Genomic DNA, 26,938 nt, shown 5'->3' on the forward strand with positions numbered 1-26,938 from the left:
CATCGGCATACACAACACCCTCCATCAGGCGTTGCTTAGACCGATGGACTCCGCCCCACAACACCGGTGGATATCCACCCGTGTGGTGAGGTCAGTTGGCGGCGAAGGTGCCTACTTGGTCGAGGCCGGCTTTGCGCCAGCCGGCGGCGGTCAGGCGGGCGCCGAAGCGGGAGAAGCGCTGCGTACCGAGGTCGTCGAGCACGTACTTGTTCCCGGTGAACACGACCTCGCCGGCGGGCACCTGGGCCCCGGCGTTCTGCACCATGCCGGTCGCCTGGCTTCCGCCGGTCATCTCGACGGTGTTGCCGCTGACCTGTACATCGCGCAACAGGTACGTACCCCACGGGCCACTGCCACGAGTCCGGGACTGGATCGTGATGCCGTTGACATTGCCGGCCACGCGGTTGCCCTTGATCGTCACGCCGGTGGACGTGTTCACGTTGATCCCGCCGCCGTCCCACAGCGACGTACCAGACCCGCGCCCGGTCCCGAACCCGTTCCCGGTGACCGTATTGCCGGCAATCGTCCCGTTCCGGCTGATCTCGTACCGGATCCCGTCCGCGGCATTGCCGACAATCTGATTGCCGATGATCGACCGGCCGTCGTCGGCGACGTCGGCCCACATCCCGATGCCCTTGTTCGCCTTGATCACGTTCCCGCTGACCGTTCCGGACGACCGGGTGGACTTGATCCCACCGGACTCCCAGTCGGCGATCCAGAATCCGTCGGTGTTGTTCGAGCTGATCACGTTCCGGGTCACCGCGGCGGCAGCGGAGCTGTACTGTCCCAACCCGAGCTGCCCGTTGTGATGGATCAGGTTCCGATCGACCTTCGTGCTGTCCGCGTCCACCAGCATCACGCCGACCGCGTGGTTCCACCGGACGTCGTTCGCCGTCACCTTCCACCCCGGCCCGGACACCAGTGCCCCCGCCTGCGGCGCGCTCGCGAAGTGCTCAATCGTCAACCCACGGACAACCACACCCCGAGCGCCGGACTCGATCGCGGTCGAGGTCCGCGACATCTCCACGTCCCGCCCGGCCGGGTTGCTCCCAAGGTAGATCGCATTACCCGCATAGTCCGCGTAGAACGTCCCCGCCCGCACCGCGGAGAGCGCAGCAACCCGAGTCAGATGGACGCCGTCAACAAACACCTGCTCCCGCAGGTAGCAAACGTTCGCCTTGTTGTCCTCACACTCACCACTCTTGGCGTACGCGGCCGGCAACGCGCCCCGCACTACCCAACGCGACCCCGACGCGGCCCACCCGGCCAACCGGACCGATCCGGTCAGGACCGCGCCCTGCGCACTCGCAAGCACCTGGTTCGCCTTCGGCCGGATCGTGCTGCTGATCCGATGCGTACCAGCAGCGAAACAGAACGTCGTACCGGCCGGCTTGGAGTTGACGATCGACCGCGCGTCCTGGCCGGGCTTGATCACCACGCCGCTGCACGGTCCGGCAACGGCCGGACCAGCCTGATCCGAGCTCACCACCGGCTTGACCGGAAGCTTCGGTGAAACAGGCGGCTTGCCAGACGGCCGCGCCGACGGCTTCCCCCCCGACGGCTTCGCGCTGGGATGCTTACCGCGCCCAGGCAGCTCCGATTGCCCAACCGTCGGCTGCCCCTTGCCAGGCGTACCCGCGCTGGGCGTCCCCGCGCCAGACTTGCCGGGAGCCGCCCCGACCCGCTGCGAGGGCAGCGTACGAGCGGCGGCCTCGTCCGGACCCTTCGCTGTCGTGTTCGCCCTGTTCTCGCTGGCGATCACCGGTACGGCGACCGCGACAACGGCCAGCCCCGCGGCGACCAGCGCGGCGGTCCACGACTTCCTCAATGCACTCTCCGGGGGAGTGGGCGATCACTTAAGGTAATGCCATGCGGGTCGCAATGCTGCACAACCGTTACCGGACCGGTCAACCCAGTGGTGAGAACACCGTTGTCGCGCAAACGGTTGATTTGTTGCGGAACGCGGGCCACCAGCTCGACCTGTACGCCCGAAACAGCGACGACATCGCCCAAATGAGCCGAAAAGATCGCGCACTGTTACCGCTTCGCTCCGTATGGTCATTCTCGGCCGAACGCGATTTAACGCGGCTATTGCAGGAGCAGCGGCCCGATGTCGTCCACGTACACAACACCTTCCCGCTGTTCAGCGCCTCGGTGCTGCGCGCGGCGAGCAAGCTCGGCCTGCCGATCGTCGCGACGCTGCACAACTTCCGGCTGATCTGCGCGAACGCGGTCCTGCAACGGGACGGCCGGCCGTGTGAGTCGTGCGTCGGCCGGCTGCCGCTGCCCGCGATCAAGCACGGTTGTTATCGCGAGTCCCGCGTGCAGACGTTGCCGCTGGCGACGAGCATCGGCGTACACAACACCTTGCACACCTGGGAGCGGTACGTCGACACGTTCGTCGTACCGTCAGCATTCGTCCGGGACCGGTACGTCGCGGCCGGGTTCGATCCGGAGCGGTTCGTGGTCAAACCACATGCCGTACCGCACGAGGGGCCGGTCCGTGACGGCGCAGGGGAAAGTGTTGTGTTCCTCGGGCGATTGAGCGAGGACAAGGGGTTCGCGGATCTGTTGCAGGCCTGGGACTCCGAGCTCGGCACCCTGGTCGTCGTCGGCGACGGCCCACTGCGCGGCGCGGCCGAGGAGCAGGCTCGGCGCGACCCGTCGATTCAGGTGCTTGGTCAACTACCGTGGGCGGACGGGATGGAGATCCTCCGGTCCGCGCGCGCCGCCGTCGTCCCAGCGCGTTCGTATGAGAGCTTCGGACTCGTGGTGGTGGAGGCTTTCGCGCACGGGATCCCGGTGGTCGCGTCCCGGCTCGGTGCGCTCGAAGAGCTGGTCGACGACGGCGAAACCGGTGTACTCACCGCGCCCGGCGACCCCGAGGCGCTGCGAAAGGCGATCGGGTTGGTGGCTGATCCCACGACTTCGATAACCTTCGGCGAACGAGCCCGACAGGCGTACCTGGACCGCTTCACACCGGAGCGTGACCTCGCCGCCACGGAGAGGATCTACACCGATGCGATCGCCCGGCACGCCGTCCGCGGCCGGCGCCGTACGGGACGCTGAGTGGCTCGTGCCAGACAGGTCTGAACCAGATAGAGTCGCGCAACAGGACGCAGGGGGCGGCGTCGCGCCGGAAGAAGTGCGGGAATTCGTGTTGGGGGATGCAAACGTGGTCAGCGTGCCGCGCACCGGATGTGTGGTGGGGGTGTTCGACCTCTTCCACGTCGGCCACATCGACGTGCTCGAACGGGCCCGTCGGCAGTGTGACCGGCTGGTCGTGGCGGTGCTGTCGGACGAGTGGGCGCTGGACGCCTGGGGAGCACGCCCGTTCGTGCCGTTGCCCGAGCGGGCGCAGATCCTCGAGCACCTGCGCTGCGTGGACGAGGTGATTTCCGTCGACGAGGTCGTTCCCCCGGGCGAGGTGGCCACCGCGTCAGAGATGGCTGGTACGTCCGAGATTGTTGCCGTCGGCGACGTACTGCCGGAGTGGCTGACCGGTGTGCACACGGTGTTCGCCGCCAGCGCGATGGACGGTGTACTGAGCGTGGCCGAGCTCGACCGGATGCCGCCCGCGCTGCTCACCATCCTGCCCGCCGGCCGCACCTCCCGCAGCCCGATCCTCCGCGCCGCGATCGACCAGCGCCAATCCCGAAGCTCCGTCGCATGAGTTCACTCCGCGCCACGGTCGCGCAGTTGTCGCAGGCGCAGAAGCCGTCGGCCGGTACGCCCGCGTACTCCCGGTTCGTGAATCGCCGGATCGGCCGCGTATTCGCCGCGGCGGCGTTCCACGCGGGCCGGACACCGAACCAGGTGAGCTTGGCGAGCGGGTTCTGCTCGCTGGTCGGCATCGTGCTGGTGGCGACCGTCCGGCCGTCGTTCGGGCTGGCGCTCGGCGTCACGGCGCTGCTGGTGCTCGGCTACGGCCTGGACTCCGCGGACGGGCAGCTGGCCCGGCTGCGCGGTGGCGGTTCGCCGCTCGGCGAGTGGCTCGACCACATGATCGACGCGGTCAAGATCGTGCTGCTGCACAGCGCCGTACTGATCTCGTTCTACCGGTTCGATGCCTTCGACAACGATTCGCTGTTGCTCGTACCGTTGGCGTACGTCTGTATGTCGTCCGTGCTGTTCTTCGGCCTGATCCTGATCGATCAGCTGCGCCGGCGCCACGGTGATGCCGTAAAGCCCAACGTACGTGGCGATTCCGTACTCAAGTCGTTGCTCATCGCACCGACTGATTACGGCGTACTGTGCCTGGTCTTCCTTGCCTTCGGCAACCCGACGGTGTTCGTCGTCCTGTACGGCGCGCTGCTCGCCCTGAACCTGCTCTTCCTGGTCGCCGCGATCGGCAAGTGGTACCGCGAGATGGCACTGCTCGGGGTGCGGGCCTGATGGCCGTGATCGGGTACGCCCCCGGGGTGTACGACATGTTCCACATCGGCCACCTGAACATCCTGCGCCGGGCCCGCGAGCACTGTGATCACCTGATCGCGGGCGTGGTCGAGGACGAGGTGGTGGCGCGAATCAAGGGCCGCCCGCCGGTCGTACCGCTCGAGGAACGGATGGATGTCATTCGGGCGCTCGACCTGGTCGACGAAGTGGTCCGGGACTGGTCGAGCGACAAGTTCGAGATGTGGAAACAGGTGCGGTACGACGTTCTCTTCAAAGGCGACGACTGGAAGGGAACGGAGAAGGGGATCAGACTGGAGAGGCTGCTGGGTGAGGTCGGCGCACAAGTGCACTACTTCCCGTACACCGCCTCCACCTCGAGCACCGATCTGCGCAGGCTTCTGGAGGGGATGAGCTGATGCCTGGCCGGCCGAAGGTACTGCTCAGCGCCTACGCCTGCCGGCCGCAGGGCGGGTCCGAGCCCGGCGCCGGCTGGGCCTGGGCGAAGGCCGCGGCCCGGGACCACGACGTCTGGCTGCTCACCCGCGGCAAGTTCGCGCACGAAATCACCGAGGAGCTGGCGCAGCGCCCGGTGCCGGGGCTGACCGTCGTCCCGCTGGAGATGCCGCGCTGGGTGCTGCGCCTGCGCCGCCGGCCCGCGGACGTGTACTGGTACTACCCGCTCTGGCAAGGGCTCGCGCGGCGTACGGCGGCGCGCTTGCATGCCGAGCACGCGTTCGACGTGATCCACCATCTGACGTTCGCGGTGGACTGGATGGGCGCGGGCGTGGTCGAGGCGTCGTCGGCGAAGGTGATCTGGGGCCCGGTCGGCGGGTCCACCACCGCGCCGCTCTCGATGGCACATTGGCTCGGGCCGCGCGGCATGGCCGGGGAGCTGGTGCGCCGCGCTTACACCGGGCTCCGGCGCCGGCTGACCGGCCGCAAGATGGCCCAGACCGCCGACCTGATGGTTGCCCAGAACAACGATGTCGCGGACACGTTCCGGCCGTACGCGCGCGAGATCGTGGTCGAACCGAACGTCGCGATCCGGCGCTTCACCGCCTCCGGGCCGTACGAGCCGTTCGGTGATCCTGGTGTGAAAACGGCGCTGTTCGTCGGCCGGCTGATCCCGTGGAAGGGCGTCCTGCTGGCGATCAGCGCGCTGGCCCGGCCCGAGGCGGCCAACTGGGAGCTCCGCGTGATCGGCGACGGTCCGGACTGGGGTCGCGCCGAAAGTCTCGCTTGGCAGCTCGGTGTTCGGGACCGCGTTGAGTTCATGGGTGCGCTGCCGCGGGAGGACGTGCTGGCGGCGATGTTCCGGGCCGATGCGCTGCTGGCGCCGGCGTTGCGTGAAGCCGCGGGCTGGGCAGTCACCGAGGCGCTCGCGTCCGGGTGCCCGGTGGTGTGCGTCGACCGCGGTGGTCCGGCCGTCATCGTCGGTCCGGACGAAGGCGTCACCGTGCCCTGGCGGGGCGACGTCGTCGGTGAGCTCGCCAAGGGTCTCGGCTCGCTTCGCGGCCGCATCACTCCGGTAGACCGTTGGGGCCCCGACCGGCTGCCGGACTTGCTGTCGGAGTGGTACACCCCGGCACGCGTCACCGCTGATTGACCGGGGGTACTGGCAAGGGGCCCTGTCCGATCACGCGAAAGGCCGCGCCATGTCCGCGAATCTCGCTGCTACCGTCCTCGGTACGCCCGATCCGCCTGAGCTCGCCGACTTCTACCGCGAACTGCTGGACTGGGTCGAGGTCAGCCGCGATCCGACCTGGGTCCGGCTGCGTCATCCGGAGCGGGAGCGACCGGGGCTGAGTTTCCAGCTCGAGACCGATCACGTTGCGCCGACTTGGCCGCAACGCCCGGACACCCAGCAAATGCAGGCGCATCTCGACATCGAGGTGGACGACCTCGACGCTGAGACCCAGCGCGCGGTCGGGTTGGGCGCGACCGTCGAGTCGCATCAGCCGCAACCGGATGGAGTGCGCGTGATGCGCGATCCGCATGGACATGTGTTCTGCCTGTTCCTTGCGGGTTACTGAGCATGTTCGACGGGTTCACGCTCGAACAGCTCGACGTCGACGGGCAGGCGATCCGGGTACGGCACGGTGGCCGCGGACCGGCGGTGGTGTTGCTGCACGGGCATCCGCGTACGCACACGACCTGGTACGCCGTCGCGCCGCAATTGGTGGCGGCTGGATTCGCCGTGGTGTGCCTGGACTTGCGCGGGTACGGGCGGTCCGGAAAGCCCGTGACGGACGCGGAGCATGCGCCGTACTCGAAACGCGCCATGGCAGGTGATGTGGTCGGGGTGATGAGTGCGCTCGGGCATGAGCGGTTCGCTGTGGTTGGGCATGATCGTGGTTCGTACGTGGCGTATCGGACCGCGCTCGATCATCCGGACCGCGTACGCAAGCTGGTGGTGATGGACAGCGTGCCGGTCCTTGAAGCGCTCGAACGGTGTGGTGCGGACTTCGCGGCCGCCTGGTGGCACTGGTGGTTCTTCGCGCAGCAGGCGAAACCCGCCGAAAGGGTGATCTGCGCGGACCCCGAAACCTGGTACGACGCCTGGACCACGAACTCACCCGAAGCGCTCGGGCCGGAGAACCACGCCGACTTCCTGGCCGCGATCCGTGACCCGGCGACTGTCCATTGCATGCTGGAGGATTATCGCGCCGGGCTCACCGTCGATCGCCGAAATGACGCGGCCGACCGCGCGGCCGGGCGGCGGATCGAGTGTCCGACGTTGGCGCTGTGGTCGACGCGCGATGACATGGAGCAGCTCTACGGCGATGTGGTCGCGGTGTGGCGGCCGTGGTGCGTGGAGGTCGAAGGACATGGCGTCGACTCCACGCATCACATGGCTGAGTGCAACCCTGACGAGCTGGTCCGCAGTCTGCGCGCCTTCCTGTAAGGCCTGATCGCGGGAGACCTGGTTGCCCGAGGTCCGGTCGCCGGAGGTCCGGTCGCGGGAGGCCTAGTCGCGGGCGGTCTTGCCGGGGAGGGCGAGCATCCGGTCGAGGGCGAGTTTGGCGTACTTCTCCGTGTCCGCGTCCACCTTGATCGGGTTGACGACGTGACCGGCGACCAGGTTCTCCAGCGCCCAGACGAAGTGCGGGAGGTCGATGCGGTTCATCGTCGCGCAGTAGCAGACCGTCTTGTCCAGGAAGACGATGTTCTTGTCGGTGTGCTGTTTCGCCAGGCGCTGCACCAGGTTCAGCTCGGTGCCGACCGCCCATGACGTACCCGGCTCGGCCGTCTCCAGCGTCTTGATGATGTACTCCGTCGAACCGACCAGATCCGCCTTCGTGACGACCTCGTGGCGGCATTCCGGGTGCACGATCACGTTCACGCCCGGGACCCGGGCCCGTACGTCGTCGACCGACTCCGCGGTGAAGCGGCCGTGTACGGAGCAGTGCCCGCGCCACAGGATCATCTTCGCGACCGCGAGCTGCTCGCGGGTCAGTCCGCCGCCGGGCTTGTGCGGGTCGTACACGACGCACTCGTCGAGCGACAGGCCGAGTTGCAGTACTGCGGTGTTGCGGCCGAGGTGCTGGTCGGGGAGGAACAGTACTTTCTCGCCCTGCTCGAAGGCCCAGTTGAGGGCGGTTTCCGCGTTGCTCGACGTACACACGACGCCGCCGTTGCGGCCGCAGAACGCCTTGATGTCGGCGCTCGAGTTCATGTACGTGACCGGCACCGTCACGTCCGCGACACCCGCGTCGGCGAGCGCGTCCCAGGCCGCCTCGACCTGCTGAATCCGGGCCATGTCCGCCATCGAGCATCCCGCCGCGAGGTCCGGCAGGATCACGGTCTGCGAGTCGTTGGTGAGGATGTCCGCGGACTCCGCCATGAAGTGCACACCGCAGAACACGATGTACGGCGCGTCCGGCCGGTTCGCCGCGTCGCGGGCCAGCTTGAACGAGTCACCGGTGACGTCCGCGAACTGGATCACCTCGTCCCGCTGGTAGTGGTGCCCGAGCACGAACACCTGGTCACCCAGCGCTGCCTTCGCCTTCAGCGCCCGCTCCACCAAGTCCGGGTCGGAGGCCGGCGGAAGCGCGCCCGGGCACTCGACCCCACGCTCGGAATGCGGGTCGGTGTTCTGCCCCAGGAACAACAACGGAAGGGACTTCGAGCCGTCTGCGATCGTCGTCACGTCAACATCGTCCCACGCCGCCACCCCACCACCACGTGGTACACCTCACTGCCCAAACTCTGAAATAAGTACCCTGCCGGTGTGAACACCCCAACCGATCCCACCACCGCTGAACCACCGCCGATTTCTGGTTCCGGGGCGGAGTCCGCTTCCGCGGCGGGTTCGGGCTCCGCGGCGACCGGTCGGCCGACGCCGGCTTCCGCTTCGACCCCGGCTTCCGCTTCGACGCCGGCGACCGGTGGGCCGGCGCCGGCTTCCGCTTCGACGCCGGCTTCCGCTTCGACGCCGGCTTCCGCGGCGGCGGCGGATTCTGCTTCTGCGGAGCGCTCGCGGTCCACGGCGGGTTCGGGCTCCATGGAGGACTCGGGTGCCGCGGTTGCTGGGTTGGTGCTGGCGGCGGGTGCGGGTCGTCGGTTCGGCTCCCCGAAGGCGCTCGTATCCGGCCCCGACGGTGTCCCGTGGGTGGTGCGTGCAGCCCGTTTGCTCATCGCGTCGGGTTGTTCGCCGGTGGTCGTCGTCATCGGTGCCGCCGCGGAGCAGGTCCGCCGAGCGCTGACCTCCGAGCCAGTACACATCGTCGAAGCGAAAGACTGGTCCGCGGGCATGGGTGCCTCCCTCCGCGCCGGCCTGACCTCACTGGCTGCTTCCACTCCGATCGACGCAGTACTCGTAATCCCGGTCGACGTACCAGGCCTCACCAAGAGCGCCGTACGCCGAGTATCCGCGAACCCCAGCCCAACCGCCCTGGCCCGCGCGACCTACGACGGCGCCCCCGGCCACCCCGTCCTGATCGGCCGCGAACACTGGTCGGGCGTCATCGCCACCGCCCAAGGCGACGAGGGCGCCCGCGCGTACCTCCGCTCCCACCACCCCACCCCAATCGACTGCACCGACCTGGCCGACGGCGCCGACGTAGACACCCCCGATTCCCTCCCACCAGGCCACGGCTGACCCCTGCCCCCGTCCTTCCCCCAAACCGGTTTGGGCTGTCTAACGGCCCATTCCAGGAGTGCAACCTTCCCCGCTCCATGTATGCGACTGCCCCAAACCGGTTTGGGGCGTAGAACGGCTCGCTCCAGGAGTGCAACGTTCCCCGCTCCATGTATGCGACTGCCCCAAACCGGTTTGGGGCGTAGAACGGCCCGCTCCAGGAGTACAACCTTCCCCGTTCTACCTACATAACCGCCCCAAACCGGTTTGGGGCCCGCTTGGCGAAACCTCGCGGCTCGGCTGGGTGAGGGTTGGCAAGGGGAGCGGGGGGAGTGATCCTTGGGGGGTGGCTGCCGTCGGGTCGGCGGGGGAGTTGGGCGAGCGTTTGCGGGCGACCGGATATCTCGCCGGGGACGGCCTGGCCACGGTCGGGTACTTGGCGCTGGCCCTGCAGCGGCCGTTGCTGCTGGAAGGGGAGCCGGGCACCGGGAAGACCTCGCTGGCGGCTGCGATCGCCGAGGCGTTCGGGCTGGAGCTGATCCGGCTGCAGTGTTACGAGGGCATCGACGCGTCCCAGGCGCTGTACGACTGGGACTTCCCCCGGCAGATCCTGCATCTGCGGACGGTCGAGGCGACGAGTTCGGACGCGGCCGTGGAAGAGGTCGAGAAGAGCCTGTTCGACGAGCGGTTCCTGTTGTCGCGTCCGGTGCTGCGGGCGCTGCGGGAGAGTCCGGCGGTGCTGCTCGTGGACGAGATCGACCGGGCGGACGACGAGTTCGAGGCGTTCCTGCTGGAGGTGCTCTCGACGTACGAGGTGACGATCCCGGAACTCGGAACGATCACCGCGGAGGTACCGCCGATCGTCGTCCTCACCTCGAACCGGACCCGCGAAGTCCACGACGCGCTGAAACGCCGCTGTCTGTACCACTGGATCGACCACCCGGGCCTCGCCCGCGAGATCGAGATCGTCCGGACCCGGTTGCCGGAGGTGTCCGCGCGGCTCGCGGAACAGGTGGCTCGATCGGTGCATCGAATCCGCGAACTCGACCTGCTGAAGCCGCCCGGCGTCGCCGAGACGCTCGACTGGGCCCGGGCGCTGGACGCCCTCGGCACCGGCGTACTGGACGTGGAGACCGCGGCGGCGACGCTCGGCGCGGTCCTCAAGTACCGCGAGGACACCGACCGCGTCCGCGAATCCCTCGACCGCCTACTCGCGAGCTGACCCCCAATGCCAACACCACCCCAAGCCACCGCCGGACCAGAGCGGGAAGCTGACCTGGCCCTGGCTGGGTTTGGGGCGGCGCTCAGGCAGGCTGGTCTGGCGGTGACGGCCGACCGGGTGCATCTCTTTCTGCGGGCCGTCGCCGCTCTCGACCCCGGGCGTACGGCGGACGTGTACTGGGCCGGTCGTGCCGCCCTGTGCAGCGGCCCGGACGACACCGCGCGGTACGACGAGGTGTTCGCCGCCTGGTTCACCGGCGATCGCCCGCGCGGCGCGGTCCTTCGTACACCCCAGTCCTCCGTCCAAGCGCCCCTCGCCGGCAACGACGGTGACGACGGAGGCACGGACGCTGACCGCACCCTCACCGTCTCCGCAAGTACCGCCGAGGTTCTCCGTCATCGCGATATCGCAGGATTGTCAACAAAAGACCGCGCCGACCTCGCCCGCTTGTTCGGCACCCTGCGCCCACAGCTGCCGGTACGCCGGGCGAACCGCCGCCGCCCGTCGCATCGCGGCGAGATCGACCCGCGCCGCACGCTCCGCGCCCAGCTCCGCCAGGTCGGCGAGCCGGCCAGGGTTCAGTACCGCCGCCGCGGCGTACGCCCACGGCGCGTCGTGTTCCTGATCGACGTCTCCGGCTCGATGCGTCCTTATGCAGACAATCTGCTGCGGCTCGCCCATACCCTCGTACAACGCTCACCCCGAACTGTCGAAGTGTTCACAATCGGCACCCGGCTGACCCGCGTGAGCCCGGCGCTGCGGCGGCGCGACGCGGAGTACGCGCTGCGGGCCGCGGGGGAGGTCGTACCCGACTGGTCCGGCGGGACACGGCTCGGCGAGGTGCTGAAGGTCTTCCTCGATCGTTGGGGTCAGCGCGGTACGGCCCGGCGCGCGGTCGTGGTCGTGTGCAGCGACGGCTGGGAACGCGGCGACGCCTCGTTGCTCGGGCAACAGCTGCGACGACTGGCCACGCTCGCGTACCGGGTGATCTGGCTGAACCCGCATCGGGGCAAGCCGGGGTATGCGCCCGTGCAGTCCGGGATCGTCGCCGTCCTGCCGTACCTGGACGATCTCGTCGCCGGGCACAGCCTGGCCAGCTTCACCGAACTTCTGGAGGTGGTGGCCGATGCGTGACGTACTCGATCGGTTGCTGACGTGGTGGAAGGCAGGCGAATCGGTTGCCGTCGGCACCGTTGTCGCCACGTTCGAGTCGGCGCCGCGGCCGCCGGGCGCGGTGATGCTGGTCGGGCCGGGCGCCGAGGCGGTCGGCAGTGTGTCGGGCGGGTGTGTGGAGGGGGCGGTCTACCAGCTCGGCGAGGAGATCCTGGAGTCCGGCGAGCCGGTCCTGCAGCGGTACGGGGTCAGCGACGAGTCGGCGTTCGCGGTTGGGCTGACCTGCGGCGGGATCATCGACGTGTTCGTCGAGCGGGTCGACCGGACGTCGTTCCCGGAGCTGGCGGAGGTCGCGACGGACATCGCGGAAGGCCGTCCAGTAGCGGTCGCGACGGTGGTCACGCATCCGGACCCGGCTCGGCTCGGCCGCCGGCTGATCGTGCGTCCGGACAGCGTCGGGGGAAGTCTGGGCTCGGAGCGGGCGGACGATGCGGTCCTCGATGACGCGCGCGGTCTGCTGGCGAACGGCCGGACCGAGACGCTGGAGTACGGACCGGACGGACAGCGGCGTGGTGAGGGCATGCGCGTTTTCGTCTCTTCGTACGCTCCCGTGCCGCGATTGCTGGTCTTCGGGGCGATCGACTTCGCGGCTGCGGTTGCGCGCCTCGGCTCGTTCCTCGGCTATCGGGTGACGGTGTGCGATGCCCGCGCGGTGTTCGCGACCGCGTCCCGGTTCCCGTCGGCCGACGAGGTGATCGTGGACTGGCCGCACCGGTACCTGTCCGCGGAGGCGGCAGCTGGGCGGATCGATGACCGGACGGTGATCTGTCTGCTCACCCACGATCCGAAATTCGACGTACCGCTGCTGGAGGTCGCACTTCGGCTGCCGCAGCTCGGGTACATCGGCGCGATGGGGTCGCGGCGTACGCACGACGACCGGCTGAAGCGGCTGCGGGAAGCCGGTCTGACCGAGACCGAGCTGGCCCGGCTGGCGAGCCCGATCGGCCTGGACCTCGGCGCCCGGACACCCGAGGAGACGGCAGTCAGCATCGCCGCCGAAATCATCGCCCAACGCTGGGGCGGCGCCGGCCAACGCCTGTCCGCCGCCGCCGGCCCAATCCACCACTGACAACCCCACACCCACCGACGATCCCACCGCCCGCTGACGACAGCTGACGACGTGCGGCGTCTGACGGACGTGCCGGTCCGGCGATCCGGCGTCTCCGACGAACATGCCGGCCGCCCACGAGCCGGCGCTCCGACGACCACGCCGGCGGCTGACGGGCAGGCCTGGGCGCCGGGCGGACACGCTCGTCAGCGACAGATCTGCCGGTCGGGCCTTGTGGTCGAGATCACAACGGGAGCAGGATCGAAGGTACGGCGAGTGCTGACAGCTGGAGGCGGGGCGATGACCCGGATCACGGTGAAGGTCGACGGAAGCAGCTTCACGGACGAGGTGGAGCCGCGCACGCTGCTGGTGCACTATCTGCGCGAGCAACTGGGGAAGACGGGCACCGTGATCGGTTGCGACACCGGGAACTGCGGCGCCTGCACGGTTCATCTCGACGGCCGCAGCGTGAAGTCCTGCTCGCTGCTGGCGGTGCAGGCGGACGGGCACCAGGTGACGACGATCGAAGGATTGTCGACGAACGGACAACTGCACCCGATGCAGCAGGCGTTCCACGAGAACCACGCCTTGCAGTGCGGGTACTGCACGCCGGGGATGATTATGCAATCCATCGATCTGATTGTTGACAATCCTGATCCAAGCGAAGAAGACGTCCGGCTCGGGCTGGAAGGCAACCTCTGTCGCTGCACGGGTTACCAGAACATCGTCAAAGCCGTCCGCGCCGCAGCGCAGCAGGCGCGCACCCAGCAGGCAGGAACGCAACCGGCGGGCGCGCAACCGGCGGGTGCGCAAGCGGCGGGTGCGCAAGCGGCGGGTGCGCAAGCGGCGGGTGCGCAAGCGGCGGGTGTGGAGCAGCCGGGCGTGGAGCAAGCGGGCGTGGGCGAGGAGCAGGCGGCGGGCGAGGAGCAGGCGGCGGGCGAGGTGCAGGTGGGTGTGGGCGAGGAGCAGGTGGGTGTGGGGCAGGGTGTTGGGGGTGTGCGGTGACTGCTACCGAGGAGCGGCCGGTGCGGGAGGTTGGTACGCCGCGGCGACGTAAGGAGGATGCCCGGCTGATCACCGGCCGGACTCGCTGGACCGACAACATCGTGCTGCCGGGCATGCTGCATCTCGCGATGGTGCGCAGCCCGTTCGCGCACGCCCGGATCACCGGCATCGACACGACCGCGGCCAAGGAAGCCGACGGGGTGGTTGCCGTCATCACCGGCGCCGACATCGCCGAGGAGCAAGGCGCGCTGCCCAACGCCTGGGCAGTCGTACCGGACCAGAAGGCGCCGACGCACCCGTCCATGGCGGTCGATCACGTCGCCTTCGCGGGCGAGATCGTCGCGCTGGTCGTCGCCCGTTCCGCGGCCGCGGCGAACGATGCGGCGGAGCTGGTCGACGTCGACTACGAGGAACTTCCGCCCGCCCTCGAGCTCCGCGCCGCGGCCCGCGACGAAGTACTCGCGCATCCGGATCTCGGTACGAACGTGTCCGCGGTCTGGTCGTATGACTCGGCCGAAGCCGGCACCGGCGGTGACGTCGAGGCGGCGATCGCGGCCGCCCGTGACGGCGGGATCGTGATCGAGGAGGAGTTCCGCCAGCAGCGGCTGATTCCGGCGTTCATGGAGCCGCGGTCGATTGTCGTCGATCCTACGACTGAACAAATGACAGTCTGGTCGTCGACGCAGGTACCGCACTTCGTGAAGATCTTCATCGCGCTCGTCCTCGGCATCCCGGAGAGCAAGATCCGGGTGATCGCACCGGACGTCGGCGGTGGCTTCGGCGGCAAACTCCAGTTCACGCCGGAGGAAGTACTGACCGTCATCGCGGCCCGCCGGATCGGGAAGCCGTGCAAGTACAGCGAGACCAGGTCCGAGTCGCTGATGTCCGCGCATCACGGGCGGGACCAATGGCAGAAGGTGACGCTCGCCGCGAACGCCGACGGTACGGTGACCGGTCTGAAGGTGGAGCTGACCGCGGACATGGGCGCGTACCTCGGCCTGGTCACCTCGGCGATCCCGTTGCTCGGAGCCTTTATGTACAACGGGATCTACAAGTTCCCGGCGTACCATGTCGGCATCACCAACGTGTTCACCAACAAGACGTGGACCGACGCGTACCGGGGCGCCGGCCGGCCCGAGGCGACGTACGCGATCGAACGCACCATGGACGAACTGGCCGCCCGCGTCGGCGTCGACCCGCTGGAGATCCGCGAACGCAACTGGATCAAGCACGAGGAGTTCCCGTTCACGACGGTCGCCGGACTGCAGTACGACTCCGGCAACTACGAGGCCGCGACCGCGAAGGCGCGCGAGCTGTTCAAGTACGACGAGTTGCGCGCGGAGCAGACGCGACGCCGGGAGTCCGGTGATCCGGTACAGCTCGGGATCGGCGTGTCGACGTACACGGAAATGTGCGGCTTGGCGCCGTCGCGCTGGCTCGGCTCGATGGGGTACGTCGGCGGCGGCTGGGAGCATGCGTCGATCCGGATGCTGCCGACGGGCAAAGTCGAGGTCGTCACCGGCACCAGCCCGCACGGCCAGGGCCACGAGACCGCCTGGAGCCAGCTCGTCGCGGACCGGTTGGGCGTCGCGTTCGAGGACGTCGAAGTACTGCACGGTGACACACAAGTCGCGGTGCGCGGGCTTGACACGTACGGCTCGCGCTCGCTGGCCGTCGGCGGGATGGCGGTGCTGGCCGCGGCGGACAAGGTGATCGAGAAGGCGAAGCCGATCGCGGCGCAACTGCTCGAGGCGAACGCGGATGACCTGGAGTTCTCCGCCGGGCGGTACGGCGTGCGCGGTACGGATGCCGGGATGACAATGGCCGAGCTGGCGTTCGCGGTGTTCCAAGGGCACAAGCTGGACGGCGCCGGGGACGGTTCGCTGGATGCGGACGCGACGCTCGATCCGGAGGACTTCTCGTTCCCGCACGGTACGCATCTGTGCGCGGTCGAGGTCGATACGGAGACGGGCGGTACGACGATCCGCTCGTACGTGAGCGTTGACGATGTCGGCGTTGTCGTCAATCCGCTGATCGTCGAAGGACAAGTCCACGGCGGGCTGGCACAGGGCATCGCGCAGGCGTTGTACGAAGAGGCGGTGCACGACGACTCCGGTACGCTCATCACCGGATCGTTCGATCAGTACTTGTTGCCGGGGGCACCGGATTTGCCGAGGTTCGAGACCGCGCGGACGGAGACGCCGGCGACCACGAATCAGCTTGGCGTGAAGGGCGTTGGCGAAGCCGGCACGATCGCGTCGACACCGGCTGTGGTGAACGCGATCGTCGACGCGCTCCGCCCGCTCGGTGTCACGGACGTGCCGATGCCATGTACGCCATTCCGCGTCTGGAAGGCGATTCAGGAAGGGACGCGCTCATGATTCCCGCGGCGTTCGAGTACTTCAGCCCGGCGACTGTCGACGAGGCGCTGGGGTTGCTGCGCGAGCACACCGACGCGAAGGTGCTGGCCGGCGGGCAGAGCTTGATGCCGGCGCTGCGGTTGCGGTTGGCCGCGCCGGAAGTCGTCGTCGACCTGGGGAAGATCGCCGAGCTGCGGGGCGTACGCGATGATGGCGAGGCGTTGTCGATCGGGGCGATGACGTCGCACAGTGCCGTACAGAATGATCCGTTGATCGGGGAGCACGCGCGCCTGATTTCGTTGGCTACGGCAACTATTGGTGATCCGCAGATCCGGCATCGCGGGACGTTCGGTGGATCGCTGGCGCACGCGGATCCGGCTGCTGACCTGCCGGCGGTCGCGGTGGCGCTGGACGCGTCGTTCGTGATCGCGGGCCGTGATGGGCGGCGTACGGTACCGGCGGGGGAGTTCTTCCAAGGGGTGTTCAGTACGGCGCTCGAGGAGGATGAGCTGCTGGTTGAGGTGCGCGTACCCAAGTACACCGGGTGGGGTGCGCACTACGAGAAGTTCAATCGGGTCGCGCAGGCTTGGTCGATCGTGTCGGTCGCGGCGGCTGTTCGGTTGGACGGCGAGGCGATCGCGGAGGCGCGTGTTGCCCTGGGCAACATGGGCGCGACGCCGATCCGGGCGACGGCGGTTGAGCAGGCGCTGGTCGGGCAACCGGCGACTGCCGAGGCGGTGCGTGCGGCTGCGGCTCGGGCGGCAGATGGCACGGAGCCGACGACCGATCTCAACGGTGACGCTGACTACCGCCGGCATTTGGCCACGGTGCTGACCAGGCGCGCGGTGCTCGCAGCGGCAGGTACGACGTGAAGCTCGAGCACGCGTTCGTCGTACCCGCGCCGATCGGGGAGGTGTGGGACGCGTTCAACGATCTCGAACGGGTGGTCCCATGCTTCCCCGGCGCGACGCTGGAGTCGTACGAGGGTGATGTTTTCACTGGTTCTTGCAGGGTGAAGCTGGGTCCGGTGTCACTGCTGTACACCGGCAGTGGCACCTTCCTGGAACGGGACGCCGGGGATCATCACGCGGTAGTAGATGCCAAGGGCAAGGACAAACGCGGCAACGGCACGGCGACCGCACGCGTCACCACCAAGCTGTCGGAGGCTGATCCCGGCACCACCCGAGTCACCGTAGACACAGACCTGACCATCACCGGCCGCCCGGCCCAATTCGGCCGAGGCCTGATCCAGGACATCTCGACCAAACTCCTCAATCAGTTCACCACTTGCCTGGAATCCAAGCTCACTACCCAACCTGCCGGCACGCCCGAGTCAGCCGGCTCTGGTGGTCCGCCGGCATCAGACGCGCCAGCGACTCCAGCCACCTCAGCCGAACAGGGTTCGCCGTCCGGCGCCGACTCTACTGGGGCTGGTGCGGGGGAGCGTGGTGCGGCGGCGCCGGGTGATGCTCCAGAGCCCGAGGACGCAATCGCGCTGGACCTCGGCAGCACCGTCCTCCCACTCCTAGCCCGCCGAGCCGCCCCTTACCTAATAGGCGCAGCCCTAGCCCTAATCCTCCGCCACCTAATCCGCCGCTGACACCGCGGTCTCCTAGTCGGCCAGACGCGCCATCGGCGGAGCGGTCTGCTAGCTGGCTGGAGGTGCGGCCGGTGGGTCGAAGTAAGGCTGTCCGGTGAAGACAGCTGGTAGTACCAGCCGGTGATTCGCCACCACGGTCAGCCCGGCAGCCTCCTCCATGGTGACCCAGCGCGACTCGCTCACCTCCGCCGAGCACCCAGCCTCACCAGCCACCACCTCGGCCCGGAACACAACCCCGACAATCTGCACCCGTCTCCCGTCCGGATAGACCACGACCACATCCGGGTCCGAGTACACGCCGATCAACCCGGTCACCCGTACCGACAGCCCGGTCTCCTCGTACGTCTCCCGCTCCGCCGCCTCGGCCGGCCGTTCGCCCGGCTCGATCGCGCCACCCGGCAGGCACCACTCGCCGTTGTCAGTCCGCTTGGTCAGCAGCAGGCGGTTGCCGGCCAGTACTGCCGCGACGGCTCCGAGCCGCAGCTGCCCCGTCGCGCCGACGCGCTCCCCGTACTCATGCCGCGTATACCCAGGCACTCGAGCCCGATCGTCAACCATCCAGGAGCCCGTCCCGGCAAGCGCGGTCGGCCTGTTTGGTTGTCTCGGGCAAGCGATAGTGCGGTGCCAACTCCAGTACTCGTTGGACGGCCGTCGGTAGGGTCACGCGATGGCCGACTGATACGTACACAGGCTTGACGCCGTCCTGCGTACGGACCGCGGCGCCTACGACCTCATCGCCATCCACCAACTCAGCTGTCGCGCCACGCTCCCAACCAAGCCGCCCATGTGCGCCGACGAAGGTTGTTTTCGCCACACCAATCGCCGGGATCCCGGTCAGCACGCCGAGATGGCAAGCAAGCCCGAACCGGCGTGGATGGGCCAACCCCTGCCCGTCACACACCAGCAAATCCGGCACAGTCGTGAGCTGCTCAAGCGCAGTCAGCAACGCCGGTACCTCCCGAAACGCGAACAACCCAGGTACGTACGGAAAGGTCGTCGCCCCGCGAACGACAGCCCGATCCACCTCGTCAAGCGTCATCCGATCGAGTACGACGACAGCAGCCGCCAAGCGATCACCCTCGTACGCGACATCGAGCCCAGCCACGTACCGCGGCGCCGGACCCACATCGACTACCTCAACCAGCCCGCGCAACTTCTCCTGAACCGCGATCGCCTCGGCGGCAGTGCTCGGCCAGTCCATCAATTCTCCGGTGACGGCGGACCGCCCGGCGGCCATTCCACCAGCTCGAACCGGTACCCGTCCGGATCGGTGAGCCAAGCGGTCTTCGGCCCATCCGGTCCGTGCACGATCGGTTCGCCGGGCGCCAGGCCGTTGTCGGTCAGCCGCGCGATCGTCTCCGCCAGCGAATCGACCTCGATCGCGAAGTGCTCGAATCCGCGTACCTCAACCGGACCATCGGCCGGTCGGTGCACCAGCTCCAGCGACACCGACTGCTCGTCCGGCAGCCGCAGCCACACCAAGCTGGATCCGTCCTCGAACGGAACCTTGCCCAGGTTCACGTACCCGACGGCGCCGTAGAACGCGAGCGACCGCTCCAAATCACTCACCCGGAGCGCGAACAGCACTGACTTCATCCCCAATGTGTACCTAAGGACAGGTAGTGGTCGGTGATCGGGGCGGGTTCGCGGGCGGTTCAGGCGGGGCGAGGGCATATACGTAGACGACTACGTCCAGTCCTTAGGTTCGCGAAGTGGGCGGGCGATGGGCGGGAGAGGCGCGGTAGGGGAGGATGTGGGCATGCGGATTCTGATTGCGCCGGACAAGTTCGCCGGGACGCTGACGGCGGTTGAGGCGGCGGCGGCGATCGAGGAGGGGTGGCGGCGGCGCGACCCGGAGGCCGAGGTGCTGGTCGCGCCGATGGCGGACGGCGGGCCTGGGTTCATCGATGTGCTGTCGGCGGTTGTGGACGGGAAGTTGCTCTCGGTGACGGTACGGGGTCCGCTCGGCGTGGATACTCCGGCGACGATCCTGCTTGCGGGGGAGACGGCGTACCTGGAGACCGCGCAGGCGTGCGGGCTGCACCTGGTCGAGCCGAAGGAACGGCGGCCGGAGGAGGCGTCGACGTACGGCGTCGGGCAACTGATCGCGGCCGCGGTGGATGCGGGCGCGAAGCGGATCATCCTCGGCCTCGGCGGCTCCGGCACCAACGACGCCGGCGCCGGCCTCCTCGCCGCCCTCGGCGCAACCGCGACCCGGACCGGGACCGCTCACCCCGGCGCCGCAACCGCCGACGGCGCGACCGGCGACCCCGCGATTGCCCGTGCCGAGGTGGATGGTCCAGGGGCCGATGGCGCCGCGGCAGGCGAGGGTGATGTGGCGCGGCTGGATGGTGGGGCGGCGGGGCTGGCCGGCTTGGGGGCGGTTGATCTGCAGCCGGCTCGGGATCGGGTTGCCGGGATCGAGTTCGTCGCGGCGAGTGACGTCGAGAACCCGATGCTCGGGCTGCGCGGCGCGACCAACGTGTTCGGCAGCCAGAAGGGCATCGCGGACGAGCGCAAGCCTGAGGTCGACGGCTGGCTGACGCACTTCGCCGAGCTCGCGGACCGCAAGACCGCCGACAAGAAGGGCGCGGGCGCCGCGGGCGGGCTCGGGTACGCGCTGCTGCTCCTCGGCGCCGAGCGGGTTTCCGGAATCGACCTGGTCGCCGAGCTGACCGGGTTGAAGCAGAAGGCGTCGCAGGTGGATCTGGTCCTGAGCGGCGAGGGCGCGTTCGACTTCCAGTCCCGTGACGGCAAGGTGATCGCCGGCGTCGCGAAGGTGGCGAACGACGCGATGCGGCCCTGCGTCGTACTGGCCGGGAAGGTACTGATCGGTTCGCGCGAGATGCGCTCGATGGGCGTCGAGTCGGCGTACGCGCTGGTGGACGCGGTCGGTGAGGAGCAGGCGTTCGCGGACCCGCACGGGTCACTCGCTGTAGTCGCCGAGCGCGTCGCCAAGACCTGGGCCCGCTGACCTGGGCCTGCTGATCTGGGCCTGCTGATCTGGGCCTGCTGATCTGGGCCTGCTGACCGGGACCCGCCGGCTTGGGTCGGGCCTCGCCCGCTGACCAGCGTGACCGGCGCGCCGGGGAGTGGTCGACGCGTGGGACAGCCGGGCGGGATGGTTGATCTGTGAAATTGGTGTGCGACCATGGGAATGAGCGCGGGACGGCCGTTGTTGACCCGTGTTGACATGAGACTTCCGTGCCGGCGGAGCGCGTGCGGCGGCACTTGAGAGATGACTGGAGTCAGGGATGACTGAAGCGCAGACCGAGCAGGCCGTCGCCACTGGTGTACTCCTCACCGACGGGGCCGCCGCCAAGGTGAAGGCGCTGCTGGACCAGGAAGGCCGCGACGACCTCGCGCTGCGGGTGGCCGTGCAGCCGGGCGGGTGCTCCGGGCTGCGGTACCAGCTGTTCTTCGACGAGCGTCAGCTCGACGGTGACGTGGTCGCGGACTTCGACGGCGTCAGTGTCGTGACCGACCGGATGAGCGCGCCGTACCTGAAGGGCGCGAGCATCGACTTCGTCGACACGATCGAGAAGCAGGGTTTCACCATCGACAACCCGAACGCCACCGGCTCCTGCGCCTGCGGCGACTCGTTCAACTGAGCTGAAACTTTTTCAAAACCCCTGATCACCGCGGTGACCAGGGGTTTTGGCATGTCCAGAGTGCGGAAGCGACCGTCCCAAGGTGTGAATCCAACGCTTGTTGGGTACGGCTTCCGCTGTGTGGGACTACATAACAGAGCGTCACTCGCAATTGCTCTACCAGAGCTATCAGCACCTCAGCCTGGTCATCCAGTGCGTGCTGCTGGCGACCGTGATCGCGGTCGGCCTGGCAGTTTTCGTGCACCGCAATCCACGGATAGCGTCACTGGCCGGTGCGATCAGCGCCGTCGGTCTGACCATCCCGTCGTTCGCGCTGCTCGGCCTGATGATCCCGGTGGCCGGTATCGGCACCGCGACGTCGGTGGTCGCGGTGACCTTCTACGCCAGCCTGCCGATCCTGCGGAACGCCGTCGTCGGCCTGGCCGGCGTTGACGCGACGCTGATCGAATCGGCCCGTGGGATGGGGATGGGCGCGATCCGGACGTTGCTCCGGATCGAGCTGCCGCTGGCCTGGCCGGTGATCCTGGCCGGCGTCCGGGTCTCGGCCCAGATGTCGATGGGCATCGCGGCCATCGCGGCGTACGTGCTCGGGCCCGGCCTGGGCAGCTTCATCTTCACCGGCCTGACCCAGATCGGTGGCAAGAACGCACTCAACTCCGCGCTGGTCGGCACGATCGGCGTTGTCCTGCTCGCTCTGATCCTTGACGCTTTGCTGCTGCTCGTCGGCCGCCTGACCACCTCGAGAGGTATCCGTGTCTGAATCCATCGTGACCGAGGACAGCGCCGGCGCCAGTACCAGCCCGGCCGACGAGATCAGCGGCGTCGACATCGAGCTGACGAACGTCGTCAAGCGCTACCCGGGGCAGAAGAAGCCGGCCGTCGAGGGGTTGTCGCTGCACATCCCGGCCGGCGAGATCGTGATGTTCGTCGGACCGTCCGGCTGCGGCAAGACCACCTCGCTGAAGATGATCAACCGGCTGATCGAGCCGACGTCCGGCAGCATCCGGATCGGTGGCGAGGACGTCAGCCGGCAGGACGATGACGATCTGCGGCGCCGGATCGGGTACGTGATCCAGGGCGGCAGCTTGTTCCCGCACATGACCGTGACACAGAACATCGCGCTCGTACCGGGCCTGCTCGGGTGGGACAAGCGGCGTACGGCGGAACGTGTCGATGAACTACTCGAACTCGTCGGTCTGGACCCGGCCCGGTACCGCAACCGCTACCCGAGGGAACTGTCCGGCGGTCAGCAGCAGCGCGTCGGCGTCGCCCGCGGACTGGCGGCCGATCCGCCGGTGATCCTGATGGACGAGCCGTTCGGTGCGGTCGACCCGATCACCCGGCAGCGGCTGCAGGACGAACTGCTCAGCATCCAGGAGGAACTGCGCAAGACGATCGTTTGTGTCACCCACGATTTCGACGAGGCGGTGAAGCTGGGTGACCGGATCCTGATCCTGACCGAGGGCGCGAAGATCGCGCAGTACGACACCCCGGAGGCGATCCTGGCGAATCCGGCCGACCGGTTCGTCGCCGACTTCGTCGGGGCCGGGGCGGCGCTGAAGCAGCTGACGCTGAGCCGGGTCAGCGAGATCGAGTTGTGCCAGCCGACGGTTGCCGAGATCGGCGACCCGGCGCCCGCGGTCCTGCGGGCCGCGCAAGCGGCCGGTGACGACTCGGTGGTGGTACTCGACCGCCGCCGCCGTCCGGTCGACTGGATGTGGACAACCGATTTGTCGAATGTTGACAATGTGCCGGCGCCGCACGAGGACACCGATCTGGTCACCATCGACCGGCGCGCCACGCTGAACGACGCGCTCGACACGATGCTGATGTCCAGCCACGGCAGCGCGGTCGTCACCGGGCGCCGGGACGAGTACCTGGGCGTCGTCGACTTCCAGTCGGTGCTGGCCCGGATCCAGGACGCCGCGCCGAACGGCTCCGACCCGGAACCCGAGGTCGCGCCGTGACAGTGACCGAACCAGGACCTGATACCAGGTCCAAGGAGAACCTTGCCGATGCGAAGGCGACCGCGGCCGGGCTCGCGTCGAATCGGGCGCGGCGGCCGTCCTGGGGACTGCTGATCGGGCAGCCGCTGTTCGTCGCGATCGTCGTCGGCGGGTGGGCGATCTGGCGGTCGCGGGCCGAGCTCGACTCAATCGAGCAACGCCAGCTCGACTGGAAACTCGTCGGCCAGTTGACCGTCCAGCACCTCGAACTCACCGCCGTCGCGACGATCATCGTGCTCATAGTCGCGGTCCCACTCGGCATCCTGCTGACCCGCCCCCGGGCCCGCCGCGCCGCACCGATCGTCGTCGCGATCGCGAACGCCGGTCAGGCCGCACCGGTGATCGGCCTGATCGTGCTGCTGGCGATTTGGCTGGGCTTCGGTTTCTGGACCGCGATCCTCGCACTCTGCTTGTACGCGATTCTGCCCGTGCTGCGAAACACGATCGTCGGCCTGCAAGGAGTTGACCGTACGCTCGTCGAGGCCGGCCGCGGCATGGGTATGTCGAACGTGGCGGTTCTCGGGCGGATCGAGCTTCCGCTGGCCGTCCCGGTGATCATGGCCGGCATTCGTACCGCGCTGGTGCTCGTTGTCGGCACCGCGACCCTCGCGACGTTCATCGACGCCGGGGGACTGGGCAGTCTGATCACCACGGGCATCCGTCTGCTCAGGTACCCGGTGCTGATCAGCGGAGCCGTACTCGTTGCTGCCCTGGCTCTGCTCATCGACTGGGCGGGCCGCGTACTCGAAGAAGTAACTCGACCGAGGGGACTCGGATGAAGCGGCTCGTAGCGGCAGGGGCCGCGCTACTTCTTGTTCTGTCCGGTTGCGGGCTTGGTACCAGCGGTGGTTTCGTGCCGACCGGCGCGCTCGAAGGACCGCTGCGTTCGGTGAAGAACCTGGACGGCCTGACCATCGGCATCGGCTCGAAAAGCTTTCAGGAACAGCTGATCCTGGGCAAGATCGCGGCGATCCTGATGCAGTCGGCCGGCGCGCATGTGAAGGACCTGACGAACATGCCGGGCAGCGACACCTCCCGGCAGGCGATGCTGCAAGACCAGATCCAGATGTCGTGGGAGTACACCGGGACCGCCTGGATCTCGTACCTGGGCCATGACACCGGTATCCCGGACAAGCAGGAGCAATACGAGGCCGTACGCAAGGAGGACGAGGCGAAGTACGGGCTGATCTGGCTGAAGCCGGCGCCGATGAACAACAGCTACGGTTTCGCGATGACCCGGAAGGAGTCCGACCGGCTGCACATCACCAAGCTGTCGCAGGTCGCGTCGCTGCCGGTGAAGGAGCGTACGTTCTGCGTCGAATCCGAGTTCGCGAACCGGAACGACGGGTTCGAGCCGATGCTGAAGCACTACGGGATCCCGATCGGTACGGGGGTTCCGCGGAACAACATCAGGACCCTGGACACCGGTGCGGTGTACGCGGCAACCAATCATGGGGACTGCCGGTTCGGCGAGATCTTCACGACTGATGGGCGGATCAAGTCGCTCGACCTGGTCGTGTTGCAGGACGACAAGAAGTACTTCCCGGCGTACAACGTGGCGCCGGTGGTGAGTAAGAAGGTGCTGGACAAGTATCCGCAGTTGCGGGACCTGTTCCAGCCGGTGTCGGACAAGCTGACCGATCCCGTCCTGATCGAGCTGAACGCCCAGGTCGACGTCGAGGGGCGCGAACCCGCCGACGTCGCCATGGACTGGCTGGTCAAGGAAGGCTTCGTCAGCCGGGACTGACATTGGCCGGCGTTAGCCGTGGCTGATTGCTGACTCCCGGGCTCGTTTCGGGAGCAGGTAGCTGACGGCGAGGCTGATCACGAATAGGCCGATCGCCAGCAGGACGGACGTTTTGGTGGCGCCGAGGAACGCGTGGGCCGGCAGTAGCTGGAAGAACACTGTGCCGATCACGGCGACACCGACGGCGCCGCCGTACTGCTGCATGGCGGTGAGCACACCGGATGCGGATCCGGCGGCCTGGTCGTCGATCGAGGCCAGGATGATGTCGAACAGCGGCGCGAACACGAGGCCGGCGCCGATCCCGGTGGCCAGTGTCGCTGGGACCAGGTTCCAGATCGTGGTCGCGTCGCCGTACGTGTGCAGGGTGAGCCAGACGCCGCCCATCGCCACGGCCATCAGCGCGATGCCCAGCTGAAGGGCGCCGCGGCCGAGACGGGGAGCCAGTACGGCGCCGGACACCGGTGCGCCGATCGCGATCCCGAGCGAGAACGGCACCATCGCGAGGCCGGCTTTGAGCGGGCTGTAGTGCAGTCCCAGCTGGGTGAACAGGTTGAACACCAGCATGAAGCCGTTCATCGCGAGGAAGAATGTGGTGATCACGCCGAGGCCGGCCACGTACCCACGGTTGCGGAACAGCGACGGGTCGATCACCGGGTTCGCGGACCGGCGCTCCCGCCAGCCGAAGAGCGCGAAGACGACAACCGAGCTGGTCAACATCAGGATTGTCCACAATGGCCAGCCGAGCTCACGGCCCTGGACCAGCGGATAGATCAGCAGACCGGACGCGGCGCTGACCAGGAGTACGCCGAGCGCGTCGAGCCGGGAGGCACCTGGGGTCTTGACCTCGGGCATGAACCGGAGCGCGCCGATCAGGGCAGCGAGGCCGATCGGCAAGTTGATGAAGAAGATCGTCCGCCAGCCGGCACCGAGCCAGTTCGCGTCGATCAGTACACCGGCCAGGATCGGTCCGGCCACCGCGGACAGTCCCATCACCGGGCCGAACATCGCGAACGCCTTGCCGAGTTCGTCCGCCGGGAAGATCGCCTTCAGAATCGCGAACCCCTGCGGAATCATCACCGCCCCGAGCAGCCCTTGGGCGACCCGGCTGCCGATCAGCAACTCCGGGCTTGTCGACAATCCACAAACCGCCGACGCGACCGTGAACCCCACCGCCCCGATCACGAACAGCCGCTTCCGCCCCACCAGATCCCCGAGCCGCCCGAAGGTGATCAGCCCGATCGCGAACGCCAACGTGTACCCGGCCAGCATCCACTGCATCGCCGACTCCGACCCGCCAAGCTCAGCCCGAATCGACGGCGCCGCAATGTTCACAATCGTCGCGTCAACAAGATCCATCACCTCAGCAACCAAAATCGTCACCAACACAACCCACCGCCACCGGTAAACCAGCCCCCCACCACCCCCATCCCCACCGCCGCTGCCGCTGCTGGTCCCGCTGCTGGTGCCGCCGCTGCTGGTGCGTGTGCTTGTGGGAATGCTGGTGCTGGTGCTGGTGCTGGTGCTGGTGCTGGTGCTGGTGCTTGTGCTTGTGCGGGTGCTTGTGCGGGTGCTTGTGCTTGTGGGAACGCTGGTGGGGGTGCTGTTGCTGGCGGCAACCTCGCCACCCGCGCCGCTGTCACCCACCACGCTGCCACCCGCGCCGCCATCACCGATCACGCTGCCACCCGCGC

The 26,938-nt window shown here is 68.1% G+C and carries 29 protein-coding genes; 22 read left to right on the top strand and 7 right to left on the bottom strand.

The window, feature by feature from the left end:
- Nucleotides 1–91: 91 nt before the first annotated feature.
- Nucleotides 92–1,828 (bottom strand): right-handed parallel beta-helix repeat-containing protein, encoded by a 1,737-nt coding sequence (locus ABD260_RS02770; protein WP_344231698.1) that lies wholly within the window; start codon nt 1,826–1,828, stop codon nt 92–94.
- Nucleotides 1,829–1,881: 53 nt separating this feature from the next.
- Between ABD260_RS02770 and ABD260_RS02775 the strand changes: the two genes are divergently transcribed.
- The 7 genes from ABD260_RS02775 to ABD260_RS02805 all read left to right on the top strand — a co-directional run bounded on the left by ABD260_RS02775 (nt 1,882) and on the right by ABD260_RS02805 (nt 7,300).
- A complete protein-coding gene (locus ABD260_RS02775) occupies nt 1,882–3,069 on the top strand; it encodes a glycosyltransferase (RefSeq protein WP_344232088.1) in 1,188 nt (395 codons plus the stop codon).
- A gap of 106 nt (nt 3,070–3,175) precedes the next feature.
- Nucleotides 3,176–3,673 (top strand): adenylyltransferase/cytidyltransferase family protein, encoded by a 498-nt coding sequence (locus ABD260_RS02780; protein ID WP_344231700.1) that lies wholly within the window; start codon nt 3,176–3,178, stop codon nt 3,671–3,673.
- On the top strand, nt 3,670–4,395 hold the full coding sequence (locus tag ABD260_RS02785; protein ID WP_344231701.1) for a CDP-alcohol phosphatidyltransferase family protein: 726 nt from the start codon (nt 3,670–3,672) through the stop codon (nt 4,393–4,395). Before ABD260_RS02780 ends, ABD260_RS02785 begins: the two co-directional genes overlap by 4 nt.
- Nucleotides 4,395–4,811 carry an FAD synthase family protein gene (locus ABD260_RS02790; protein ID WP_344231702.1) on the top strand — a complete coding sequence of 139 codons (417 nt, stop codon included), beginning with the start codon at nt 4,395–4,397 and terminating at the stop codon, nt 4,809–4,811. The genes ABD260_RS02785 and ABD260_RS02790 overlap by 1 nt, the downstream gene beginning before the upstream one ends.
- On the top strand, nt 4,811–6,001 hold the full coding sequence (locus ABD260_RS02795; RefSeq protein WP_344231703.1) for a glycosyltransferase family 4 protein: 1,191 nt from the start codon (nt 4,811–4,813) through the stop codon (nt 5,999–6,001). Before ABD260_RS02790 ends, ABD260_RS02795 begins: the two co-directional genes overlap by 1 nt.
- Before the next feature lie 49 nt (nt 6,002–6,050).
- Nucleotides 6,051–6,428, top strand: coding sequence for a VOC family protein (locus ABD260_RS02800; RefSeq protein ID WP_344231704.1), 378 nt, complete (start codon nt 6,051–6,053; stop codon nt 6,426–6,428).
- A gap of 2 nt (nt 6,429–6,430) precedes the next feature.
- Entirely contained in the window at nt 6,431–7,300 is an 870-nt protein-coding gene (locus ABD260_RS02805; RefSeq protein WP_344231705.1) for an alpha/beta fold hydrolase, read from the top strand.
- 63 nt (nt 7,301–7,363) lie between these two features.
- Here the strand turns inward: ABD260_RS02805 and nadA are convergent, their stop codons facing one another.
- Together nadA and ABD260_RS02815 are read right to left on the bottom strand one after the other, a co-directional pair.
- On the bottom strand, nt 7,364–8,545 hold the full coding sequence (nadA, locus tag ABD260_RS02810; protein ID WP_344231706.1) for a quinolinate synthase NadA: 1,182 nt from the start codon (nt 8,543–8,545) through the stop codon (nt 7,364–7,366).
- A complete protein-coding gene (locus ABD260_RS02815) occupies nt 8,542–8,901 on the bottom strand; it encodes a hypothetical protein (protein ID WP_344231707.1) in 360 nt (119 codons plus the stop codon). Before ABD260_RS02815 ends, nadA begins: the two co-directional genes overlap by 4 nt.
- Between ABD260_RS02815 and ABD260_RS02820 the strand changes: the two genes are divergently transcribed.
- From ABD260_RS02820 to ABD260_RS02855, 8 genes are all read left to right on the top strand, one after another.
- Nucleotides 8,900–9,496, top strand: a complete 597-nt coding sequence (locus ABD260_RS02820; RefSeq protein ID WP_344231708.1) for a nucleotidyltransferase family protein — start codon at nt 8,900–8,902, stop codon at nt 9,494–9,496. The genes ABD260_RS02815 and ABD260_RS02820 overlap by 2 nt on opposite strands.
- A gap of 325 nt (nt 9,497–9,821) precedes the next feature.
- Nucleotides 9,822–10,697, top strand: coding sequence for an AAA family ATPase (locus ABD260_RS02825; RefSeq protein WP_344231709.1), 876 nt, complete (start codon nt 9,822–9,824; stop codon nt 10,695–10,697).
- Between the two features lie 6 nt (nt 10,698–10,703).
- Entirely contained in the window at nt 10,704–11,831 is a 1,128-nt protein-coding gene (locus ABD260_RS02830) for a vWA domain-containing protein (RefSeq protein ID WP_344231710.1), read from the top strand.
- Nucleotides 11,824–12,939: an XdhC family protein gene (locus tag ABD260_RS02835; protein WP_344231711.1), complete on the top strand. Its 1,116-nt coding sequence runs from the start codon at nt 11,824–11,826 to the stop codon at nt 12,937–12,939. Before ABD260_RS02830 ends, ABD260_RS02835 begins: the two co-directional genes overlap by 8 nt.
- A 279-nt stretch (nt 12,940–13,218) precedes the next feature.
- Nucleotides 13,219–13,923, top strand: coding sequence for a (2Fe-2S)-binding protein (locus ABD260_RS02840; protein WP_344231712.1), 705 nt, complete (start codon nt 13,219–13,221; stop codon nt 13,921–13,923).
- Nucleotides 13,920–16,304, top strand: a complete 2,385-nt coding sequence (locus tag ABD260_RS02845) for a xanthine dehydrogenase family protein molybdopterin-binding subunit (RefSeq protein WP_344231713.1) — start codon at nt 13,920–13,922, stop codon at nt 16,302–16,304. The genes ABD260_RS02840 and ABD260_RS02845 overlap by 4 nt, the downstream gene beginning before the upstream one ends.
- Nucleotides 16,301–17,155 (top strand): FAD binding domain-containing protein, encoded by an 855-nt coding sequence (locus ABD260_RS02850; RefSeq protein WP_344231714.1) that lies wholly within the window; start codon nt 16,301–16,303, stop codon nt 17,153–17,155. The genes ABD260_RS02845 and ABD260_RS02850 overlap by 4 nt, the downstream gene beginning before the upstream one ends.
- Entirely contained in the window at nt 17,152–17,883 is a 732-nt protein-coding gene (locus ABD260_RS02855; protein WP_344231715.1) for an SRPBCC family protein, read from the top strand. The genes ABD260_RS02850 and ABD260_RS02855 overlap by 4 nt, the downstream gene beginning before the upstream one ends.
- A 48-nt stretch (nt 17,884–17,931) precedes the next feature.
- Here the strand turns inward: ABD260_RS02855 and ABD260_RS02860 are convergent, their stop codons facing one another.
- The 3 genes from ABD260_RS02860 to ABD260_RS02870 are packed head-to-tail and all read right to left on the bottom strand — an operon-like array spanning nt 17,932 to nt 19,479.
- Nucleotides 17,932–18,441 (bottom strand): NUDIX domain-containing protein, encoded by a 510-nt coding sequence (locus tag ABD260_RS02860; protein WP_344231716.1) that lies wholly within the window; start codon nt 18,439–18,441, stop codon nt 17,932–17,934.
- Nucleotides 18,434–19,084: a deoxyribonuclease V gene (gene nfi, locus ABD260_RS02865; protein WP_344231717.1), complete on the bottom strand. Its 651-nt coding sequence runs from the start codon at nt 19,082–19,084 to the stop codon at nt 18,434–18,436. The genes ABD260_RS02860 and nfi overlap by 8 nt, the downstream gene beginning before the upstream one ends.
- Nucleotides 19,084–19,479 (bottom strand): VOC family protein, encoded by a 396-nt coding sequence (locus tag ABD260_RS02870; RefSeq protein WP_344231718.1) that lies wholly within the window; start codon nt 19,477–19,479, stop codon nt 19,084–19,086. Before ABD260_RS02870 ends, nfi begins: the two co-directional genes overlap by 1 nt.
- Before the next feature lie 163 nt (nt 19,480–19,642).
- Here ABD260_RS02870 and ABD260_RS02875 point away from each other — a divergent pair, with 163 nt between their 5' ends.
- The 6 genes from ABD260_RS02875 to ABD260_RS02900 all read left to right on the top strand — a co-directional run bounded on the left by ABD260_RS02875 (nt 19,643) and on the right by ABD260_RS02900 (nt 25,247).
- Entirely contained in the window at nt 19,643–20,857 is a 1,215-nt protein-coding gene (locus ABD260_RS02875; protein ID WP_344231719.1) for a glycerate kinase family protein, read from the top strand.
- A gap of 280 nt (nt 20,858–21,137) precedes the next feature.
- Nucleotides 21,138–21,494 (top strand): iron-sulfur cluster insertion protein ErpA, encoded by a 357-nt coding sequence (gene erpA / locus ABD260_RS02880; RefSeq protein ID WP_184833982.1) that lies wholly within the window; start codon nt 21,138–21,140, stop codon nt 21,492–21,494.
- Nucleotides 21,495–21,612: 118 nt separating this feature from the next.
- Nucleotides 21,613–22,254, top strand: a complete 642-nt coding sequence (locus tag ABD260_RS02885; protein WP_344231720.1) for an ABC transporter permease — start codon at nt 21,613–21,615, stop codon at nt 22,252–22,254.
- On the top strand, nt 22,247–23,461 hold the full coding sequence (locus ABD260_RS02890) for an ABC transporter ATP-binding protein (RefSeq protein ID WP_344231721.1): 1,215 nt from the start codon (nt 22,247–22,249) through the stop codon (nt 23,459–23,461). The genes ABD260_RS02885 and ABD260_RS02890 overlap by 8 nt, the downstream gene beginning before the upstream one ends.
- Nucleotides 23,458–24,279, top strand: a complete 822-nt coding sequence (locus tag ABD260_RS02895) for an ABC transporter permease (protein WP_344231722.1) — start codon at nt 23,458–23,460, stop codon at nt 24,277–24,279. The genes ABD260_RS02890 and ABD260_RS02895 overlap by 4 nt, the downstream gene beginning before the upstream one ends.
- On the top strand, nt 24,276–25,247 hold the full coding sequence (locus ABD260_RS02900) for a glycine betaine ABC transporter substrate-binding protein (RefSeq protein WP_344231723.1): 972 nt from the start codon (nt 24,276–24,278) through the stop codon (nt 25,245–25,247). Before ABD260_RS02895 ends, ABD260_RS02900 begins: the two co-directional genes overlap by 4 nt.
- Before the next feature lie 12 nt (nt 25,248–25,259).
- On the opposite strand, the gene ABD260_RS02905 is transcribed toward ABD260_RS02900, so the two are convergent.
- Complete coding sequence (locus ABD260_RS02905) at nt 25,260–26,627, bottom strand: DHA2 family efflux MFS transporter permease subunit (protein ID WP_344231724.1); 1,368 nt, start codon at nt 26,625–26,627, stop codon at nt 25,260–25,262.
- A gap of 82 nt (nt 26,628–26,709) precedes the next feature.
- Between ABD260_RS02905 and ABD260_RS02910 the strand changes: the two genes are divergently transcribed.
- Nucleotides 26,710–26,938: hypothetical protein (locus ABD260_RS02910; RefSeq protein ID WP_344231725.1), on the top strand; the 229-nt coding region annotated here is incomplete at its 3' end.

Origin of the sequence: Kribbella hippodromi (genome assembly GCF_039531045.1) — a bacterium.
In the GTDB taxonomy this organism is placed as follows: domain Bacteria; phylum Actinomycetota; class Actinomycetes; order Propionibacteriales; family Kribbellaceae; genus Kribbella; species Kribbella hippodromi.